This window comes from Klebsiella sp. CN_Kp100 (assembly GCF_040065315.1).
In the GTDB taxonomy this organism is placed as follows: domain Bacteria; phylum Pseudomonadota; class Gammaproteobacteria; order Enterobacterales; family Enterobacteriaceae; genus Klebsiella; species Klebsiella oxytoca.
The window spans coordinates 35,948-55,407 of sequence record NZ_JBEAIJ010000051.1 but is presented as its reverse complement, the minus strand read 5'-3'; the positions used below and the strand labels follow the sequence as shown (position 1 = coordinate 55,407).

Genomic DNA, 19,460 nt, shown 5'->3' with positions numbered 1-19,460 from the left:
TCCCTTACTCAATAATCCCCTCATTTTTACAGCGACGAGAAATAGATAATGAAAATAACGCTATTAGAATTGTTCCTGCGACCAACAATAGTTCAAACAGCGACAGGCATAATGGTGCTACACAGGTTATTACATATAAGTTGGCCAATATAATACGCTGCAATGTCTGCAATACGTTGCCTATCATGACCCACAATGATCGGTAGATTAATGAAAAAATGAGTAGCAAACCAGTTGAGATAAAAAAGATGAACGACGTATTCTTAAAACGGAAACCAATATAACTTATATTGGCTAAAAAATTTACAATTAATCATTTTTAATCGGGCCCGATGCAATAATTATGCACCAGACCCGATCGATCAGGGCTCGAATGGACGACGCTGGAACTGATCGTGCCCGCATTTTGGACAACGCGGCAGCACGTCCGGCGTATAAACCGGCAGATGATAATGACACTTCTCACAAACCAGATTGCCGAGTCCAACCACTTCGCCGCTGTGATAAACGCCGTGGTGGCTGAGATCCTGGAAGACTTCGCGCCACTCAAGCTGGGTTTTGTCAGTGATATCCGCCAGCTCCTGCCATAGGCTCTCCTTAATCACGCGCATAAAGACGCTATCGGTAAGCTCCTCCTGACTCTCTTCATAGCTGAGCGCAAACTCTTCCAGATCGCGTCTGACGGCGCGAATGACGTTGTCGATTTCACTCTGCGTTAACTCGCCGGACTGGCTAATCCTTAGCCTGGCCTGCTCCACCAGCGCATCGATATCGCGTTCTCCATTGCGTAACCGCTCGCTGAGCGTCGACACCAGCTCTCGGTAAAACTGAGCTACCTTGTTCATCTTTTCGCCTCCGGTGTGGTTAACTTCTTCTAATGATAGACGTTATCTGCGCATAGCTCTGCCCGTCATGCCAAAGAGTCGCGAAATATTCTCTGGCGCTTTCCTCGCGGTAACTGTGTGAAAGGCTGTTTTGACGTTGGCGTTTGGGCTATGCTATGCCGATCTGAAATAACACATCCATTGGCTACATTTTGTAGCTGTATTGAAAACAGGACCACTGGCTGCCATGCAAGAGCAATACCGCCCGGAAGAGATAGAATCAAAAGTCCAGCAACACTGGGACGAGAAGCGTACCTTTGAAGTTACCGAAGACGAGAGTAAAGAGAAGTATTACTGCCTGTCGATGCTTCCCTATCCTTCTGGTCGACTACACATGGGCCACGTGCGCAACTACACCATTGGCGACGTGATTTCCCGTTACCAGCGCATGTTAGGCAAGAACGTGCTGCAGCCTATCGGCTGGGATGCGTTTGGCCTGCCTGCGGAAGGCGCGGCGGTGAAAAACAACACAGCTCCGGCACCGTGGACCTACGACAATATCGCCTACATGAAGAATCAGCTGAAAAAGCTGGGCTTTGGCTATGACTGGAGCCGCGAAGTGGCGACCTGCACCCCGGAATACTACCGCTGGGAGCAGAAGTTCTTCACCGAGCTGTATAAAAAAGGCCTGGTCTACAAAAAAACCTCCGCGGTGAACTGGTGCCCGAACGACCAGACCGTTCTGGCAAACGAGCAGGTTATCGACGGCTGCTGCTGGCGCTGCGATACCAAAGTTGAGCGTAAAGAGATCCCGCAGTGGTTTATTAAAATCACCGCCTACGCTGACGAGCTGCTGAACGATCTGGACAACCTGGATCACTGGCCGGATACCGTGAAGACCATGCAGCGTAACTGGATTGGCCGCTCCGAAGGCGTCGAAATCTCCTTCGATGTTAACGACTACGCCGACAAGCTGACCGTCTACACCACCCGCCCGGACACCTTTATGGGCTGTACCTATCTGGCCGTGGCGGCGGGTCACCCGCTGGCGCAGCAGGCAGCAGCCAATAACCCCGCGCTGGCGACGTTTATCGACGAATGCCGCAATACCAAAGTTGCCGAAGCCGAAATGGCAACTATGGAGAAAAAAGGCGTCGATACCGGTTATAAAGCGATTCATCCGCTGACCGGCGAAGCGATCCCGGTCTGGGCGGCAAACTTTGTCCTGATGGAGTACGGCACCGGCGCGGTAATGGCCGTTCCGGGTCACGATCAGCGCGACTACGAGTTTGCCAGTAAATACGGTCTGGAGATCAAGCCGGTCATTCTGGCCGCCGACGGTTCCGAACCGGATCTCTCCGAACAGGCGCTGACCGAAAAAGGCGTGCTGTTCAACTCTGGCGAATTCGATGGTCTGGATCACGAAGCTGGCTTTAACGCCATCGCCGATAAGCTGGCTTCACTTGGCGTCGGCGAACGTAAAGTGAACTACCGCCTGCGCGACTGGGGCGTTTCCCGTCAGCGCTACTGGGGTGCGCCGATTCCAATGGTGACGCTGGAAGACGGTACCGTAATGCCGACTCCGGAAGATCAGCTGCCGGTAATTCTGCCGGAGGATGTGGTCATGGACGGCATCACCAGCCCCATTAAAGCCGATCCTGAGTGGGCGAAAACCACCGTAAACGGCCAGCCGGCGCTGCGTGAAACCGATACCTTTGATACCTTCATGGAATCCTCCTGGTACTACGCGCGCTATACCTGCCCGCAGTACGACCAGGGCATGCTGGACCCGGAAGCGGCGAACTACTGGCTGCCGGTGGATATTTATATCGGCGGTATCGAACACGCCATCATGCACCTGCTGTACTTCCGCTTCTTCCACAAGCTGATGCGCGACGCGGGCATGGTTAACTCTGACGAACCGGCAAAACAGCTGCTTTGCCAGGGCATGGTGCTGGCGGATGCCTTCTACTACGTTGGCGCGAACGGGGAACGTAACTGGGTCTCTCCGGTTGACGCGATCGTTGAGCGCGATGAGAAAGGCCGCATTGCGAAGGCGAGAGATGCTGAAGGCCATGAGCTGGTCTATACCGGCATGAGCAAGATGTCCAAGTCGAAAAACAACGGCATCGACCCGCAGGTCATGGTTCAACGTTACGGCGCCGACACCGTGCGTCTGTTTATGATGTTCGCCTCGCCGGCTGACATGACGCTGGAGTGGCAGGAGTCCGGCGTGGAAGGGGCCAACCGCTTCCTGAAACGCGTCTGGAAACTGGTTTACGAGCATACCACACAGGGTGAAGTTGCCGCGCTGGACGTTGCCAGCCTCAGCGAAGATCAAAAAGCGCTGCGCCGCGACGTACACAAAACGATCGCTAAAGTGACCGATGATATCGGCCGCCGTCAGACCTTCAATACCGCGATCGCGGCGATTATGGAGCTGATGAACAAGCTGGCGAAAGCGCCGCAGGAAAGCGAACAGGATCGCGCGCTGATGCGTGAGGCTCTGCTGGCGGTCGTTCGCATGCTCAACCCGTTCACCCCGCATGCCAGCTTTACCCTGTGGCAGGAGCTGGGCGGCGAAGGCGATATTGACAACACGCCGTGGCCGGTTGCGGACGAAAGCGCTATGGTTGAAGACACCACGCTGGTTGTCGTCCAGGTAAATGGTAAAGTTCGTGGTAAAATTACCGTTGCGGTAGATGCAACCGAAGAGCAGGTGCGCGAGCGTGCGGCTCAGGAGCATCTGGTCGCGAAATATCTCGACGGTGTGACCGTGCGTAAAGTGATCTACGTTCCGGGTAAACTGCTCAATCTGGTCGTTGGCTAAGCGCGGGAGGAAGCGTGCGATATCTGGCAACATTGTTGTTAACTCTGGCGGTGTTAATCACCGCCGGTTGTGGCTGGCACCTGCGTAGCACTACGCAGGTTCCGACCGCAATGAAAACCATGATCTTCCAGTCGGGCGATCCAAATGGTCCATTAAGTCGCGCTGTCCGTAATCAGCTGCGCCTGAACGGCGTCGAGCTGGTTGATGCCAGTACGCTGCGCAAGGATATCCCTTCCCTGCGTCTGGAGTCATCGTCCATTCAGAAAGACACGGCATCTATTTTCCAGGATGGCCGTACTGCTGAATATCAGATGGTGATGACGGTGAATGCCAGCGTCCTGATCCCTGGTCATGATATCTATCCCATCACGACCAAAGTCTACCGTTCGTTCTTCGATAACCCGCAGGCGGCGCTAGCGAAAGATGCCGAGCAGGACATGATCATTCAGGAAATGTACGACAAAGCAGCCGAACAGCTGATCCGTAAGCTGCCGAGCGTACACGTTGCGGATGTCGAAGCCACCAAAGAGGATGAGAAGCCGGTGAACGCCGCTTCCACCTCCGGCAATCGCGTCTCCACCACGCTGGGTAACTGATGATTCGGTTGTACCCGGAACAGCTCCGCGCGCAGCTCACTGAAGGGCTGCGCGCGGCCTATCTGCTGCTTGGCAACGACCCGCTGCTGTTGCAGGAAAGCCAGGACGCCATCCGCGAAGCCGCTGCCGCCCAGGGCTTTATCGAACACCATACCGCCAGCATTGATGCCAGCACCGACTGGTCTGCCCTTTTCTCCCTCAGTCAGGCGATGAGCCTGTTTGCCAGCCGCCAGACGCTGCTGCTGATCCTGCCGGAGAACGGCCCCAATGCGGCAATCAACGAACAGCTCGCCACGCTTGTCAGCATGCTGCATGACGATCTTCTGCTGATCGTGCGCGGCAATAAGCTGACGAAAGCGCAGGAGAACGCCGCGTGGATCGCCGCTCTTGCCAGCCGTGCCGTTCAGGTTAGCTGTCAGACGCCGGAATATGCCCAGCTGCCGCGCTGGCTTGCCGCGCGCGCAAAGCAGCATCATCTGCAGCTTGATGACGCAGCCAGCCAGCTACTGTGCTACTGCTATGAAGGCAATCTGCTGGCGCTAGCGCAGGCTCTGGAGCGCCTGTCGCTACTGTGGCCGGACGGTAAACTGACCCTGCCGCGCGTTGAGCAGGCAGTCAACGACGCCGCGCATTTCACGCCTTATCATTGGGTTGATGCGCTGCTGGCGGGTAAAAGCAAACGCGTCCTGCACGTTTTGCAACAGCTGCGGCTGGAAGGCAGTGAACCGGCTATCCTGCTGCGCACCCTACAGCGTGAACTGCTGCTGCTGGTCAACCTGAAGCGGCAATCAGCCCATACGCCACTGCGTACCCTGTTTGACAAGCATCGGGTGTGGCAAAACCGACGCCAGCTGGTCAGCGACGCGCTGGCCCGCCTGAGCGCCGACCAGCTGCGCCAGGCCGTCACGTTGTTGACCCGCGCCGAGCTCACCTTTAAGCAGGATTACGGGCATTCCGTCTGGCCCGAGCTGGAAAGTCTCTCTTTGTTGCTCTGCCATAAAGCGCTGGCAGACGTTTTTATTGATGGTTGATATGACTCAGTTACAGGCGATGTACGGCGGCACCTTCGATCCGGTGCATTACGGTCACCTCAAACCGGTGGAAATTCTGGCCAACCAAATCGGCCTCAATCGCGTCACCATTGTGCCTAACAACGTGCCGCCGCATCGCCCGCAGCCCGAAGCGACCAGCGACCAGCGACGGCATATGCTGGAACTGGCTATCGCCGATAAGCCGCTGTTTATCCTCGACGATCGTGAACTTAGGCGCGACACGCCGTCCTATTCTGCGCAGACCCTGCGCGAGTGGCGCCAGGAGCAGGGGCCGGGACGGCCGCTGGCGTTTATCATAGGCCAGGATTCGCTGCTGACTTTTACCTCCTGGCACGACTATGCCAGCATCCTTGATAACGTTCATTTGATCGTCTGCCGACGCCCCGGCTACCCGCTGACTATGGCGTGCGAGCAGGATCAGCAGTGGCTGGACAAGCATCTCACCCATGACGTCGAGCGGCTGCATAGCGCCCCGGCAGGCGTTATCTACCTGGCCGAAACGCCGTGGTTTGATATCTCAGCAACCCTTATTCGCCAGCGTCTGGAAGCAGGCGAGTCCTGCGCGGACATGATGCCGGAAAGCGTGCTTGAGTATATCCACCAGCAAAAGCTTTACTGCTAGCCTGGCAGCCAGGACGGTCTCAGAGACGCCTTTCGAGAGGGTCATCATGAAATTATGGTTAGTTCGGCATGGCGAAACCGAGGCCAACGTCGCAGGCCTCTACAGCGGGCATGCCCCCACTGCGTTAACGAAACGTGGAATCAGACAGGCCCAAACGCTCGGACAGCGACTGCATGCCGTTCCGTTTGAGCGCGTGTTTTGTAGTGAGCTTGAGCGCACCCAGCGCACGGCCAGCCTGCTGCTGGGGGAACGGAGCATCCCCCGTCATACCTTCGCTGAGCTCAATGAAATGTTCTTCGGCGACTGGGAAATGCGCCACCATCGCGATTTGCAGCAGGAAGATGCTGAAAACTACGCCGCCTGGTGCGCCGACTGGCAGCATGCGGCGCCTACCAACGGAGAGGGCTTTCAGGCCTTTTCCGAGCGCGTTTGCCGCTTTACTGCCACCCTCTCTCAGTATCAGGAACTTAATCATCTGCTGATCGTCGGTCACCAGGGGGTTCTGAGCCTGTTAATCGCTCATCTTCTGCACATGCCGGCTTCAGCGATGTGGCACTTTCCCATCGAGCATGGCGCGTGGAGCCTGATCGATCTCCAGCCTGAATTCACCACGCTGCGGGTGCTAAATAGCCGGGCCGTTTGGCTGGCGGAAGAAGAATTGCGCGCAGACCATTGACAGTGCAAAGCAGGCTGCTATTCTCCGCAGCCAGGCTGTATCCGCTATTTGAACTTTGCAGAAATTGTTTTACAAAAATGGCGATGCAATCATCGGCGATGGATGGGATGATAGCCGCCTTCACCGCCCGTTTATCGACATTTATCCCGACTTTGCCAACAGTTCGGGTATACTGTCAGGCTGTTTATTGTTTTTCACTCTTCACACACCCAGGGGGAACTCTTGCAGGGTAAAGCACTCCAGGATTTTGTTATCGACAAAATTGATGACCTGAAAGGTCAGGACATCGTTGCCATTGACGTTCATGGCAAATCCAGCATTACAGATTGCATGGTCATCTGCACAGGCACTTCCACGCGCCATGTTATGTCCATCGCTGACCACGTCGTGCAGGAGTCTCGCGCCGCCGGGATGCTGCCGCTGGGCGTTGAAGGCGAAGCCGCCGCGGACTGGATCGTGGTCGATCTCGGCGACGTTATGGTTCACGTCATGCAGGAAGAGAGCCGTCGTCTGTACGAGCTGGAAAAACTCTGGAGTTAACGCGTGAAGCTGCACCTGGTAGCCGTTGGCACCAAAATGCCGGACTGGGTTCAGACCGGCTTTAGTGAATATCTGCGCCGTTTTCCAAAGGATATGCCGTTCGAACTGGTGGAAATCCCCGCCGGTAAACGCGGCAAAAACGCCGACATCAAACGCATTCTTGAAAAAGAGGGCGAAATGATGCTGGCGGCAGCAGGCAAAAACCGCATCGTCACCCTGGATATTCCGGGGAAACCGTGGGATACGCCGCAGCTGGCGCGCGAACTGGAACGCTGGAAACAGGATGGCCGCGACGTCAGCCTGCTTATCGGCGGCCCGGAAGGCCTTTCACCCGCCTGCAAAGCGGCGGCGGAACAAAGTTGGTCGCTCTCAACGCTCACCCTACCTCACCCGCTGGTTCGCGTACTGGTGGCCGAGAGTCTGTATCGGGCGTGGAGCATTACCACCAACCACCCTTACCACCGTGAGTAATGATGACCAGGGTAGACTAAGCAGCGAATGAAATTACAGAATTCTTTCCGCGACTATTCGGCTGAATCCTCGCTGTTCGTGCGCCGGGCGCTGGTCGCTTTTTTGGGGATTTTGCTGCTTACCGGCGTACTGATCGCCAACCTTTATAACGTGCAGATTGTGCGTTATACCGACTATCAAACGCGTTCAAACGAAAACCGCATTAAACTGGTCCCGATTCCGCCGAGCCGCGGCATTATCTACGATCGCAACGGCACGCCGCTGGCGCTTAACCGCACGATTTACCAGCTGGAGATGATGCCGGAGAAGGTCGACAACGTTCAGCAAACGCTGGATGCGCTGCGCGACGTTATCGATCTCACCGATGACGATGTGGCGAACTTTAAAAAAGAGCGCGCCCGCTCGCATCGTTTTACCTCCATTCCGGTCAAAGTTAACCTCAGCGAAGTGCAGGTTGCCCGTTTCGCGGTCAACCAGTACCGCTTTCCCGGGGTGGAAGTTAAGGGCTACAAGCGCCGCTACTATCCCTATAACTCCGCCCTGACCCACGTTATCGGCTACGTCTCTAAAATTAACGACAAAGACGTCGATCGCCTGGATAAAGAGGGCAAGCTGGCTAATTACGCCTCCACGCACGATATCGGCAAGCTGGGGATCGAGCGCTACTACGAAGATGTCCTGCACGGGCAAACCGGCTATGAAGAGGTTGAAGTGAACAACCGCGGCCGCGTGATTCGTCAGCTCAAAGAGGTGCCCCCGCAGGCCGGGCGCGATATCTATTTAACGCTCGACCTTAAGCTCCAGCAGTATATTGAAACCCTGCTCGCCGGCAGCCGCGCGGCGGTCGTCGTCACTGACCCGCGAACCGGCGCTATCCTCGCGCTGGTTTCGACGCCAAGCTACGACCCTAATCTGTTCGTTGACGGTATTTCCAGCAAGGATTACTCCGGACTCCTCAACGATCCTAATACGCCGCTGGTTAACCGCGCGACCCAGGGCGTTTACCCGCCGGCTTCGACGGTTAAGCCATACGTTGCGGTCTCAGCGCTCAGCGCCGGGGTCATAACCCGCAACACCAGCCTGTTTGACCCCGGCTGGTGGCAACTTCCCGGCTCGGAAAAACGCTACCGTGACTGGAAAAAGTGGGGCCACGGCCATCTGAATGTCACCAAAGCGCTGGAAGAGTCCGCCGATACCTACTTCTATCAGGTTGCCTATGATATGGGCATCGACCGCCTGTCTGAGTGGATGGGTAAATTCGGCTACGGCCACTATACCGGCGTTGACCTGGCGGAAGAGCGCTCCGGTAATATGCCGACTCGCGAATGGAAGCTCAAGCGCTTCAAGAAACCGTGGTACCAGGGCGATACCATTCCAGTCGGGATCGGTCAGGGCTACTGGACCGCAACGCCTATTCAAATGAACAAGGCGCTGATGATCCTGATTAACGACGGAGTAGTTAAAGTACCGCATCTGCTGCAAAGCACGGTGGAAGACGGTAAACCGGTTCCCTGGGTTCAGCCGCATGAACCGCCGGTCGGAGACATTCACTCTGGCTTTTGGGAAATCGCTAAAGACGGGATGTATGGCGTAGCCAACCGAGGCAACGGTACCGCGCATAAATACTTTGCCAGCGCACCGTATAAAATCGCGGCCAAGTCGGGTACCGCCCAGGTCTTTGGCCTGAAAGCCAATGAGACCTATAACGCGCACAGAATCGCCGAACGCCTGCGTGACCATAAACTGATGACGGCGTTTGCCCCTTACAATAACCCCCAGGTTGCCGTAGCCATTATTCTTGAGAACGGCGGCGCAGGTCCGGCAGTCGGTACCATTATGCGTCAGATTCTCGATCATATAATGCTGGGCGATAACAACACCAATCTGCCGACTGAAAATCCGGCGGTAACGGCTGGGGAGGATCAATAATGACTGATAATCCGAACAAAAAATCGCTATGGGATAAAATCCACCTCGATCCCACCATGCTGCTTATCCTGCTGGCGCTGCTGACCTACAGCGCGCTGGTTATCTGGAGCGCCAGCGGTCAGGATATGGGCATGATGGAGCGTAAAATCGGCCAGATCGCTATGGGGATTGTTATTATGATCGTCATGGCGCAAATCCCGCCGCGGGTCTATGAAGGCTGGGCGCCCTATCTCTATATTTTCTGTATTATTCTGCTGGTGGCGGTTGATGCCTTCGGCGCCATTTCCAAAGGGGCGCAGCGCTGGCTGGATCTCGGCATCGTCCGCTTCCAGCCGTCGGAAATCGCTAAAATAGCCGTACCGCTGATGGTGGCGCGCTTTATCAACCGCGACGTGTGTCCGCCATCGCTGAAAAATACCGCCATCGCGCTGGTGCTGATTTTCCTGCCCACGCTGCTGGTCGCCGCGCAGCCTGACCTCGGAACCTCGATTCTGGTCGCCCTGTCCGGTCTGTTTGTCCTGTTTCTCTCTGGCCTGAGCTGGCGTCTGATTGGTATTGCGGTGGTGCTGGTCGCCGCCTTTATTCCAATCCTCTGGTTCTTCCTGATGCATGACTATCAGCGCCAGCGCGTAATGATGCTGCTCGACCCGGAAACCGATCCGCTCGGCGCGGGTTACCACATTATTCAGTCAAAGATCGCTATCGGCTCCGGCGGGTTGCGCGGTAAAGGCTGGCTGCACGGTACCCAGTCGCAGCTGGAGTTTCTGCCAGAACGCCATACCGACTTTATCTTTGCGGTACTGGCGGAAGAACTGGGGCTGATTGGCGTATTGATCCTGCTGGCGCTCTATATTCTGCTTATCATGCGCGGACTCTGGATCGCCGCCCAGGCGCAAACCACCTTTGGCCGAGTGATGGCCGGTGGTTTAATGTTGATTTTATTCGTTTATGTCTTCGTAAATATTGGTATGGTAAGTGGTATTTTACCGGTGGTGGGGGTACCTTTGCCGCTGGTCAGCTACGGGGGCTCTGCCCTAATCGTATTGATGGCCGGGTTTGGTATCGTCATGTCGATCCATACTCACAGAAAAATGTTGTCGAAAAGCGTGTAAGGGGTTCGCGATGCGTAAGCAATGGCTGGGGATCTGCATAGCAGCAGGGCTGCTGGCGGCATGTTCGGGTGAAGACGTTCAACAGAAAACGGTCAGCACTCCACAGCCGGCCGTTTGCAATGGCCCAACGGTGGAGATTAGCGGCGCCGATCCGCAGTACGAAACGCCTAACGCCACGGCGAATCAGGATTATGAACGCGACGGCAAAAGCTACAAAATCGTTCAGGATCCGTCCAACTTTACCCAGGCCGGTTTCGCCGCTATCTATGACGCCGAGCCCAACAGCAATCTGACCGCATCGGGAGAAGCGTTCGATCCTACGCAGCTCACCGCAGCCCATCCTACGCTGCCGATCCCAAGCTACGCGCGGATCACCAACCTGGCGAACGGCCGCATGATCGTCGTGCGCATCAACGATCGCGGGCCTTACGGTAACGATCGCGTGATCTCACTGTCGCGCGCCTCAGCCGATCGTCTGAATACATCAAATAATACCAAAGTACGTATCGACCCTATCATCGTCGCACCGGACGGCTCGCTTTCCGGGCCGGGCATGGCATGTACGACGGTGGCCAAACAGACCTACGCCCTGCCGGCGCGCCCGAATCTTGACGGCGACGGCAGCGCGGCGATGGGGCAACCCGCGCCAACTGACGTGCACGCCATCAGCAACGCAACGCTGAAGCCGGAGGATAGCACCGGCGCACCGGTCAACAGCGGCGGTTTTCTCGGCGCGCCGACGCCGCTGAATAACGGTGTGCTGGAAGGCAGCGAGCCCGTGGTGCAAACCGCGCCGGTTACCGCGCCGGGTTCTGTTCAGGGAAGCGTAGCGCCCGCCGCCGTCGCGACCGCAGCAGTGACGCCAGCCGCAGCGGCAAGCGCCAACGGCGATTTCGTCGTACAGGTCGGCGCCGTCAGCGACCAGTCCCGTGCGCAACAGTACCAGCAGCGTCTGAGTCAGCAATTTTCCGTTCCGGGCCGCGTCATGCAAAACGGCGCGGTGTGGCGTATCCAGCTTGGCCCATTCAGCAGCAAAGCGGAGGCCAGCACGATCCAACAGCGCCTGCAAAGCGAAGCTCAGCTGCAATCATTTATTACTCGCGCCAACTAAAGGCATTGGTCCAGCCGCCCCGGTTCATTGCGTATGACAAAGTCATTAACAAAGTCGTACGCAATGTCGGATGCTGGTTCGTAGTGCATTTGTTATAGTAAGGCACTTTTTTAACTCCATCACGGATGCCGTTGTTCAGACCATGAAGACCTCTTTTACCGCTCGTTTACTCGTTACGGCGCTCTCCGTGGCAGCGCTGTCCTCCGCTGCCCGCGCCGATGACCTGAATATCAAAACTATGATCCCAGGCGCCCCGCAGATTGACGCCGAATCCTGGATTCTTATCGATTACAACTCAGGCAAAGTGCTGGCGGAAAACAACGCTGACTCCCGTCGCGACCCGGCAAGCCTGACTAAAATGATGACCAGCTATGTCATTGGTCAGGCCATGAAAGCGGGCAAATTTAAAGAGTCCGACCTGGTCACCGTAGGCAACGACGCGTGGGCAACCGGTAATCCGGTGTTCAAAGGTTCTTCGCTGATGTTCCTCAAACCGGGTATGCAGGTGCCGGTATCCCAGCTGATCCGCGGTATCAACCTGCAGTCGGGCAACGATGCCTGCGTGGCGATGGCCGACTACGTCGCCGGTAGCCAGGACGCCTTCGTCAGCCTGATGAACAACTACGTTAACGCGCTGGGCCTGAAGAACACCCATTTCCAGACCGTTCACGGCCTGGATGCCGATGGTCAGTTCAGCTCAGCGCGCGACATGGCGCTGATTGGCCAGGCGCTGATTCGCGATGTTCCAAACGAATACACCATCTACAAAGAGAAAGAGTTTACCTTCAACGGTATTCGCCAGCTCAACCGCAACGGCCTGCTGTGGGATAATAGCCTCAACGTCGACGGCATTAAAACCGGCCACACGGATAAAGCGGGCTACAACCTCGTGGCATCGGCAACTGAAGGCCAGATGCGCCTCATCTCCGCCGTGATGGGCGGTCGTACCTATAAAGGACGCGAGTCCGAAAGCAAAAAGCTGCTGACATGGGGCTTTCGCTTCTTTGAAACCGTTAACCCGATTAAAGCCGGTAAAGAATTCGCCTCTGAACCTGCCTGGTTCGGCGATAGCGATCGCGCCTCTCTCGGCGTGGATAAAGACGTTTATCTGACGATTCCTCGCGGTCGGATGAAAGATCTGAAAGCCAGCTACGTGCTGAATAATGCCGAGCTGCACGCGCCGCTGCAGAAAAACCAGGTTGTGGGCACCATTAACTTCCAGCTTGATGGCAAAACCATCGATCAGCGTCCGCTGGTGGTCCTGCAGGAAATCCCGGAAGGCAATTTCTTCGGTAAAATCATTGATTACATTAAATTAATGTTCCATCACTGGTTTGGTTAAAAACCGAACGCTTGAAAGTGTGATTTACATCCCCATATACTAGATATCCTGATAACTCCCACACGTCGTGGGAGTTATTATTTTTTGTTGTAACACCGGAGCTGACATGAAAACCAAACTTAACGAACTGCTTGAATTCCCTACCCCATTTACTTACAAAGTAATGGGACAGGCGTTGCCGGAGCTGGTTGACCAGGTGGTTGAAGTGGTACAGCGCCATGCACCAGGTGATTACTCTCCGACGGTAAAACCCAGCAGCAAAGGCAACTACCACTCTGTCTCTATTACCATCAATGCAACCCATATTGAGCAGGTAGAAACTCTCTACGAAGAGCTGGGCAATATTGAAATCGTTCGGATGGTGCTGTAAATCTCTTCCCCTGACCCGGCGTCCACGCCGGGTCATTCTCGCTTTCTTGCTGTGATATACTTTCCCACTCAAATCATTCTCTCTCTGCGGAGACGTTGTTTTGCAGCACAATAAAATTCTCATCCGCCAGCTCGGCCTGCAACCTTACGAACCTGTCTCGCAGGCAATGCACGAGTTTACCGACACCCGCGACGAGACTACGCTGGATGAAATCTGGCTGGTAGAGCACCATCCCGTATTCACTCAGGGGCAGGCAGGCAAAGCCGAACATGTTCTCGTTCCCGGCGAAATCCCGGTAATTCAGAGCGATCGCGGGGGGCAGGTCACCTATCACGGTCCCGGCCAACAGGTGATGTACGTTCTGCTGAACCTGAAACGCCGTAAGCTGGGGGTGCGCGAGCTGGTCACGCTTCTGGAGCAAACCGTCGTGAACACCCTGGCGGAATATGACATCGAATCACACCCGCGCGCCGATGCTCCCGGCGTCTACGTGGGCGATCGGAAAATCTGCTCTCTGGGTCTGCGCATTCGTAGAGGTTGCTCATTCCACGGCCTGGCGCTAAATATCAACATGGATCTGTCGCCGTTCCTGAGAATTAACCCCTGCGGCTATGCCGGAATGGAGATGACGCAGATGCGTCAGTGGCAGCCAGATGCCCAGCCGGAAAACGTATCGCCACGTCTGGTCGCTCATCTGCTGGCGCTCCTGAACGATCCGCCATCGGAATACATTTTATCCCGTTAGCCATCACGTCCCGTTGCCGCGGGACGTCTCGTTTTTCCTCGGACCGGATTAAGCCTTTTATTTGCAATCTATCATCACTAATAAAATAAATGTGACCGCTATAATGGTGCTAATCATCACTAGCGGAAATAAAGAGTGGACGACAATAACTCTCAGGCAGAATCAGGCGATCGGCTTGACGATCGCCACGGTCGGCAGATGTTTCGCATTCTGCGTACGATAGACCTCAATTTACTCACTATTTTTGAAGCGGTTTACGTCCATAAAGGCATCGTTAACGCGGCAAAGGTACTCAATATCACGCCGTCGGCGATAAGCCAGTCAATCAACAAGCTGCGCGCGCTCTTCCCTGACCCGCTATTTATTCGTAAGGGACAGGGCGTGACCCCCACGGCCTACGCTACGCATTTGCATAAGCATATTAGTCAGGGGATGGAGGCGTTTCTCAACGCGCTGGATCTCACCGGCAATACGCAGCGGGAGCGGGTGATAACGATTGCCACTTCCCCGGCTATTGGCGCGTTAATCATGCCGGTTATCACCCAAAAACTGCGGGCCGTCTTTCCCCAGATACTGCTGCACAATATCGCTATCAACGACGCAGTCAGTCAGCTAAACCAGCGTCAGGTGGACCTGCTTATCGACAGCTATCCCCACAGCGGGCAGACGATTACGCACCATGTGCTTTACCAGGACAGCGTGCACATCTTCTGCCGGGCAGGACATCCGGCTCTCGCCTTGCCTGCAACCGCAGATAATCTTAGTCAATATGAATTCGCTCTGCTGCAGCCAGAGGGGCAGCGCTACACCACCATCCTGCGTCGCCTGCAGGAACACCTCGGCGAACGCCGCTGCGGTTTTAGTAGCTACAATCTGTTAACTCAGGCGGCGCTGGTCAGCGAAAGCGATATGCTGGGGCTGATAACTTCCGGGATGTTTTCTCTGGTTGACAGAATATGGCCTTTGAAAATGATCGACTTCGCCCCTCTGCGCGAAGAAAAAATTGATATTGCGTTGCACTATAACAAGCTCAGCGCGCAGGAACCCTTGTTGAAAGAGATCGTCGGGACAATTCGTCAGGCTTTCTAGTCGATAAGGCACGTGTGGGAAAAGCATAAAACAACAACTATTTTACAATTTGCCCGGCAAGCAGGCTGCTTTATGCCCCGTATCAATGATATACTGCCTGCGTTTAATTCAAAAATAGTTGATAAATGCAACATTTACTTGAATTGATTCGCTTTCCTTCGTCACTCGCAACTGGAACACGCACGCTATGAGTAAACCCATTGTGATGGAACGCGGTGTTAAATACCGCGATGCCGATAAAATGGCCCTTATCCCGGTGAAAAACGTGGCAACTGAGCGTGAAGCTCTGCTCAGAAAACCGGAATGGATGAAAATCAAACTTCCGGCTGACTCGTCCCGTATCCAGGGGATCAAGGCAGCGATGCGTAAGAACGGCCTGCACTCCGTGTGCGAAGAAGCCTCTTGCCCTAACCTCGCGGAATGTTTTAACCACGGAACGGCGACCTTTATGATCCTGGGCGCCATCTGTACCCGCCGTTGCCCATTCTGCGATGTTGCCCACGGACGCCCGATAACGCCGGACGCCAACGAGCCGCAAAAGCTGGCGCAAACCATCGCCGATATGGCGCTGCGCTATGTGGTTGTAACCTCCGTGGACCGCGACGATCTGCGCGATGGCGGCGCTCAGCATTTTGCCGACTGCATCAGCGCGATTCGTGAAAAAAGCCCGACGATCAAAATTGAAACTCTGGTGCCGGACTTCCGCGGCCGTATGGATCGTGCGCTGGAGATCCTCCAGGCCACGCCGCCGGACGTGTTTAACCATAACCTGGAAAACGTTCCGCGCCTCTATCGTCAGGTTCGCCCTGGCGCCGACTACAACTGGTCCCTGAAGCTGCTGGAGCGCTTTAAAGAAGCGCACCCGGAGATCCCGACGAAATCGGGACTGATGGTGGGTTTAGGCGAAACGAATGCTGAAATCATTGAAGTCATGCGCGATCTGCGCCGCCACGGCGTGACGATGCTGACTTTAGGCCAGTATCTGCAGCCGAGCCGCCACCACCTGCCGGTACAGCGCTACGTGAGCCCGGATGAATTCGAAGAGATGAAAGCCGAAGCGATGGCAATGGGCTTTACCCACGCCGCCTGCGGACCCTTTGTTCGTTCGTCCTATCATGCCGACCTGCAGGCCAAAGGCATGGAAGTGAAGTAATTCCTGTTGCGACCGCGGCGTTATATTTGTAGCGCAGCGGTCTTTCCTGCCACTCATTTTGCTAGCCAATAATAAAACCCAACGCGGTAACAGTTAGTTGCATCTTTTTAAGCAAAATCCGTGCAGATGACAAAAAGAGGCCGCAGCGCTATCGCTGCGGCCTCTTTGCCGACGCGGTTTCCCCGTCGGTAGCGAGCCTCCTTCAGCGGGAAACTCGTCGCGAATTACTCTTTATGAGAGAGCTTCTGCGCCGGAGCCTCTTCGGCACTGGTCTTTTTCGCACTATCATCGTCATCGCTCATGGCTTTTTTGAAGCCTTTGATAGCCGAGCCCAGGTCTCCACCCAGCGTGCGTAACTTTTTGGTACCAAACACCAGGATAATCAGCGCTGCGACTACCAGCAGTTTGGTAATACTAATCTCACCCATAGCTAACCTTCTTCTCTAATACAAGCTGCGAATACGCCATCATACACGCATACAATTAACGGCTATTTGACGCGCGGACACAATAGCAATCTGTAACAAGGTGAATCAAGCCTTGTTTAAAAAAACGTCATAATAATTGCGGTGGCGCAAAGCGACGATTCTGCAGCACCGGCAGGCGCTCTCTTACCTGCTGAATATAATCGGTTGAAAGCTCCGCGAAAATCAGCTGCGGCTGCTCCCCTGCCCCGGCAATCGTCGTTCCTAAAGGATCGACAATTCGACTCTGACCAATATTACGCGTTCCGCACTCCCCCGCAGCGACAATATAGCAGGTGGTATCCAGCGCCCGTGCCGCCAGCAGAGTCGCCCAGTGATGCTCTTTCAGCGGCCCTTTTACCCACGCGGCGGGCAGGACAATAAGCTGCGCGCCGCTGAGCGCTAAGGATAGCGCCAGCTCAGGAAAGCGTAAATCGTAACAGGTCATTAACCCGACGCGCATCCCGTCGACCTCAATGAGCGGCGGAATTTGCTGACCGGCATCGACCAGCCGGGATTCCTGAATATTGAAAGCATCATACAAATGCAGTTTCTGATATTGCGCAATAATTTTCCCGTGACGTAACGCCACCAGCGTATTCGTTGCCCGCCCTTCTGCAGAAGGCACGTGCAGGGTCAGCACCGTCGTCAAGGGACTGTTTTCGCTTTCCGCCAGCAGAAGCTGTAAAAAACCGCCGTCCAGCTGCTGGGCGGACTTGACTGATAAATCCGCATCGGCGTCGTTTCGCGCCAGCAACGCCTCGGGTAGCACCAGAAGCGTTGCTCCGCGCTCCCCGGCCTGACGCATCATGCTCACGCAGGTCTGAGCATTGACCGTCCAGTCCGGCGTTACGGCAAATTGTCCGGCAGCAACAAGCATCTTTTCTCTCCCGTCAGGTAATTCATAGCCAGCAAGGTATTTCGCGCGCTACACTCGAAGTTTAGTCGCAATCAATAAGCAGAGAACAATCGTGTTGCAACTCCTTTTGGCTGTATTTCTTGGCGGCGGCACCGGCAGCGTTTTGCGCTGGTGGCTGGGTATGAAGTTTAACCCCATGCACCATGCTATCCCCATTGGTACTCTCACCGCTAACCTGCTAGGGGCATTTATTATCGGGGCCGGTCTGGCCTGGTTTAATCGCCTGACGGACGTCGATCCGATGTGGAAGCTACTCATCACTACCGGCTTTTGCGGCGGGTTGACCACCTTTTCCACATTTTCCGCTGAAGTGGTGTTTTTGCTGCAGCAGGGGCGCGTTAGCTGGGCGCTGCTGAACGTTTTCGTCAATCTGTTAGGTTCATTTGCCATGACGGCCGCTGCGTTCTGGCTGTTTTCGCAAGCCGCCAGCCGCTAGACGCAGGCAAAAAAAAACCCGCTGAGAGCGGGTTTTTATATTCTGCTGACGCGTTGCTTAGATAGGCATTACGTTTGCAGCAGAAGGGCCTTTGGCACCGTTAGTGATTTCGAACTCTACGCGCTGACCTTCAGCCAGAGTTTTGAAACCGTTGGACTGGATTGCAGAGAAATGTACGAATACATCTTTGCTGCCATCTTCCGGAGTAATGAAACCGAATCCTTTGGACTCATTAAACCACTTAACGTTACCTTTAATCTTAGACATCAAAATTACCTTTATATGAAAAAATCGACACTAATACTGTGTCGGGTATCAGTACACCAATTGTGGTACCTTTTGTCCAGCGCAACTTTGCTAAAAAGTGATAAAAGTCTCTATCTTTTTGGGCAGGGTTCACATTAGTCTTTGTTTTTCCTCAAGACAGCCTGCTTATCTCTTTTATTGCTATGGAAAATCGCCTCAAAACTGAATGCGTGCCCATGCGAAGTAAACGTTTCCGTTGTTATAGGTGCCGGGAATATAGGTCATCTGGAAGGTGGCCGGGCCGTAGCCGATGGAAGCCAAAGGCAGCACTACCGGGATCGGGATATATTTCCAGTTGTCACGCGCCGTGACGCCGAGCGTATAGCCTAAGCCAAGATGGAAATTATCATCTGCCAAAGGACGCCAGGTCTTCTCCCAGCCATAGCCGCCGATGGGCTCCCACTTATTATAAGAATCCTTAAAAGCCATCAGATAGATGCCATGCCAGTTCCCTTTATCATCCCAGCGTGAAACGCCAAAACCGGCACCCCAGGGGCGCTCGTTGTACCTGTCGGTTTTCTCCTTGTCATAGGCAAAACGCGCATGCCAGGTCACCGCAGGGATATAAAGATCGTAGTGCTCAGGCTCATTCCAGGTCTGCGCAACGTTATCAGTCAGCGTGTTGTAACCATCGCGAAGCGTCGAGCTGAACGAAGCGTTAGCAGAAGTTGACGACAGCAGCAGCCCCAGGCACCCAAGAAAAAAACCTATAAATCGACGATGCATTAACACTTTTCTCTTACCAGTATCATTTTTTGAGCGGGTTAAAATAGCAAGGATAAGCTTAATACTTCCTTAACGAAATTAGGCAAACTCTTGATTTGCCCGCTACAAAAAATCTGAAAAACTCTCCGCGCGGTTTTGCCGGTTACG

The 19,460-nt window shown here is 54.8% G+C and carries 21 protein-coding genes; 16 read left to right on the top strand and 5 right to left on the bottom strand.

Annotated elements, in window-relative coordinates; genetic code table 11:
* Window positions 1-362: 362 nt before the first annotated feature.
* Window positions 363-845, bottom strand: a complete 483-nt coding sequence (locus tag ABLV12_RS23240) for a zinc ribbon-containing protein (protein ID WP_064397453.1) — start codon at window positions 843-845, stop codon at window positions 363-365.
* A gap of 226 nt (window positions 846-1,071) precedes the next feature.
* Here ABLV12_RS23240 and leuS point away from each other — a divergent pair, with 226 nt between their 5' ends.
* The 15 genes from leuS to lipA all read left to right on the top strand — a co-directional run bounded on the left by leuS (window position 1,072) and on the right by lipA (window position 16,462).
* A complete protein-coding gene (gene leuS, locus ABLV12_RS23235; RefSeq protein WP_004111380.1) occupies window positions 1,072-3,654 on the top strand; it encodes a leucine--tRNA ligase in 2,583 nt (860 codons plus the stop codon).
* Window positions 3,655-3,668: 14 nt separating this feature from the next.
* Window positions 3,669-4,250, top strand: coding sequence for an LPS assembly lipoprotein LptE (gene lptE, locus ABLV12_RS23230; RefSeq protein WP_004100169.1), 582 nt, complete (start codon window positions 3,669-3,671; stop codon window positions 4,248-4,250).
* Window positions 4,250-5,281 (top strand): DNA polymerase III subunit delta, encoded by a 1,032-nt coding sequence (gene holA, locus ABLV12_RS23225; protein ID WP_023320564.1) that lies wholly within the window; start codon window positions 4,250-4,252, stop codon window positions 5,279-5,281. Before lptE ends, holA begins: the two co-directional genes overlap by 1 nt.
* The gene (gene nadD / locus ABLV12_RS23220; protein WP_004111375.1) at window positions 5,274-5,924 is read left to right on the top strand and encodes a nicotinate-nucleotide adenylyltransferase; all 651 of its coding nucleotides are present in this window, start codon (window positions 5,274-5,276) and stop codon (window positions 5,922-5,924) included. The genes holA and nadD overlap by 8 nt, the downstream gene beginning before the upstream one ends.
* A 46-nt stretch (window positions 5,925-5,970) precedes the next feature.
* Window positions 5,971-6,600, top strand: a complete 630-nt coding sequence (locus ABLV12_RS23215) for an adenosylcobalamin/alpha-ribazole phosphatase (protein ID WP_064397449.1) — start codon at window positions 5,971-5,973, stop codon at window positions 6,598-6,600.
* A 222-nt stretch (window positions 6,601-6,822) separates the two neighbouring features.
* Window positions 6,823-7,140 (top strand): ribosome silencing factor, encoded by a 318-nt coding sequence (gene rsfS / locus ABLV12_RS23210; RefSeq protein ID WP_004100162.1) that lies wholly within the window; start codon window positions 6,823-6,825, stop codon window positions 7,138-7,140.
* Window positions 7,141-7,143: 3 nt separating this feature from the next.
* Complete coding sequence (gene rlmH, locus ABLV12_RS23205) at window positions 7,144-7,611, top strand: 23S rRNA (pseudouridine(1915)-N(3))-methyltransferase RlmH (protein WP_004100160.1); 468 nt, start codon at window positions 7,144-7,146, stop codon at window positions 7,609-7,611.
* Window positions 7,612-7,638: 27 nt separating this feature from the next.
* Window positions 7,639-9,540, top strand: coding sequence for a peptidoglycan DD-transpeptidase MrdA (gene mrdA, locus ABLV12_RS23200; RefSeq protein ID WP_004100158.1), 1,902 nt, complete (start codon window positions 7,639-7,641; stop codon window positions 9,538-9,540).
* Complete coding sequence (mrdB, locus tag ABLV12_RS23195; RefSeq protein WP_004100156.1) at window positions 9,540-10,652, top strand: peptidoglycan glycosyltransferase MrdB; 1,113 nt, start codon at window positions 9,540-9,542, stop codon at window positions 10,650-10,652. Before mrdA ends, mrdB begins: the two co-directional genes overlap by 1 nt.
* Before the next feature lie 10 nt (window positions 10,653-10,662).
* Window positions 10,663-11,763 (top strand): endolytic peptidoglycan transglycosylase RlpA, encoded by a 1,101-nt coding sequence (gene rlpA / locus ABLV12_RS23190; RefSeq protein ID WP_004100155.1) that lies wholly within the window; start codon window positions 10,663-10,665, stop codon window positions 11,761-11,763.
* A gap of 142 nt (window positions 11,764-11,905) precedes the next feature.
* Complete coding sequence (gene dacA, locus ABLV12_RS23185; protein WP_004100154.1) at window positions 11,906-13,105, top strand: D-alanyl-D-alanine carboxypeptidase DacA; 1,200 nt, start codon at window positions 11,906-11,908, stop codon at window positions 13,103-13,105.
* Between the two features lie 106 nt (window positions 13,106-13,211).
* Entirely contained in the window at window positions 13,212-13,475 is a 264-nt protein-coding gene (gene ybeD, locus ABLV12_RS23180) for a DUF493 family protein YbeD (RefSeq protein ID WP_004100153.1), read from the top strand.
* Window positions 13,476-13,575: 100 nt separating this feature from the next.
* Window positions 13,576-14,220, top strand: coding sequence for a lipoyl(octanoyl) transferase LipB (gene lipB / locus ABLV12_RS23175; protein WP_004100152.1), 645 nt, complete (start codon window positions 13,576-13,578; stop codon window positions 14,218-14,220).
* Between the two features lie 135 nt (window positions 14,221-14,355).
* A complete protein-coding gene (locus ABLV12_RS23170; RefSeq protein ID WP_004100151.1) occupies window positions 14,356-15,309 on the top strand; it encodes a YbeF family transcriptional regulator in 954 nt (317 codons plus the stop codon).
* Between the two features lie 187 nt (window positions 15,310-15,496).
* Window positions 15,497-16,462 (top strand): lipoyl synthase, encoded by a 966-nt coding sequence (lipA, locus tag ABLV12_RS23165; RefSeq protein WP_004100150.1) that lies wholly within the window; start codon window positions 15,497-15,499, stop codon window positions 16,460-16,462.
* Window positions 16,463-16,686: 224 nt separating this feature from the next.
* On the opposite strand, the gene tatE is transcribed toward lipA, so the two are convergent.
* A complete protein-coding gene (tatE, locus tag ABLV12_RS23160) occupies window positions 16,687-16,890 on the bottom strand; it encodes a twin-arginine translocase subunit TatE (protein WP_004100149.1) in 204 nt (67 codons plus the stop codon).
* Window positions 16,891-17,017: 127 nt separating this feature from the next.
* Window positions 17,018-17,806: a deaminated glutathione amidase gene (locus ABLV12_RS23155; protein WP_004100148.1), complete on the bottom strand. Its 789-nt coding sequence runs from the start codon at window positions 17,804-17,806 to the stop codon at window positions 17,018-17,020.
* A 91-nt stretch (window positions 17,807-17,897) separates the two neighbouring features.
* On the opposite strand from ABLV12_RS23155, the gene crcB reads away from it, so the two are divergent.
* Window positions 17,898-18,281, top strand: coding sequence for a fluoride efflux transporter CrcB (gene crcB / locus ABLV12_RS23150; RefSeq protein WP_004100147.1), 384 nt, complete (start codon window positions 17,898-17,900; stop codon window positions 18,279-18,281).
* Window positions 18,282-18,338: 57 nt separating this feature from the next.
* Here the strand turns inward: crcB and cspE are convergent, their stop codons facing one another.
* Complete coding sequence (gene cspE / locus ABLV12_RS23145) at window positions 18,339-18,548, bottom strand: transcription antiterminator/RNA stability regulator CspE (RefSeq protein ID WP_004100146.1); 210 nt, start codon at window positions 18,546-18,548, stop codon at window positions 18,339-18,341.
* Between the two features lie 195 nt (window positions 18,549-18,743).
* A complete protein-coding gene (gene pagP / locus ABLV12_RS23140; protein ID WP_160887563.1) occupies window positions 18,744-19,319 on the bottom strand; it encodes a lipid IV(A) palmitoyltransferase PagP in 576 nt (191 codons plus the stop codon).
* Between the last annotated feature and the right edge of the window lie 141 nt (window positions 19,320-19,460).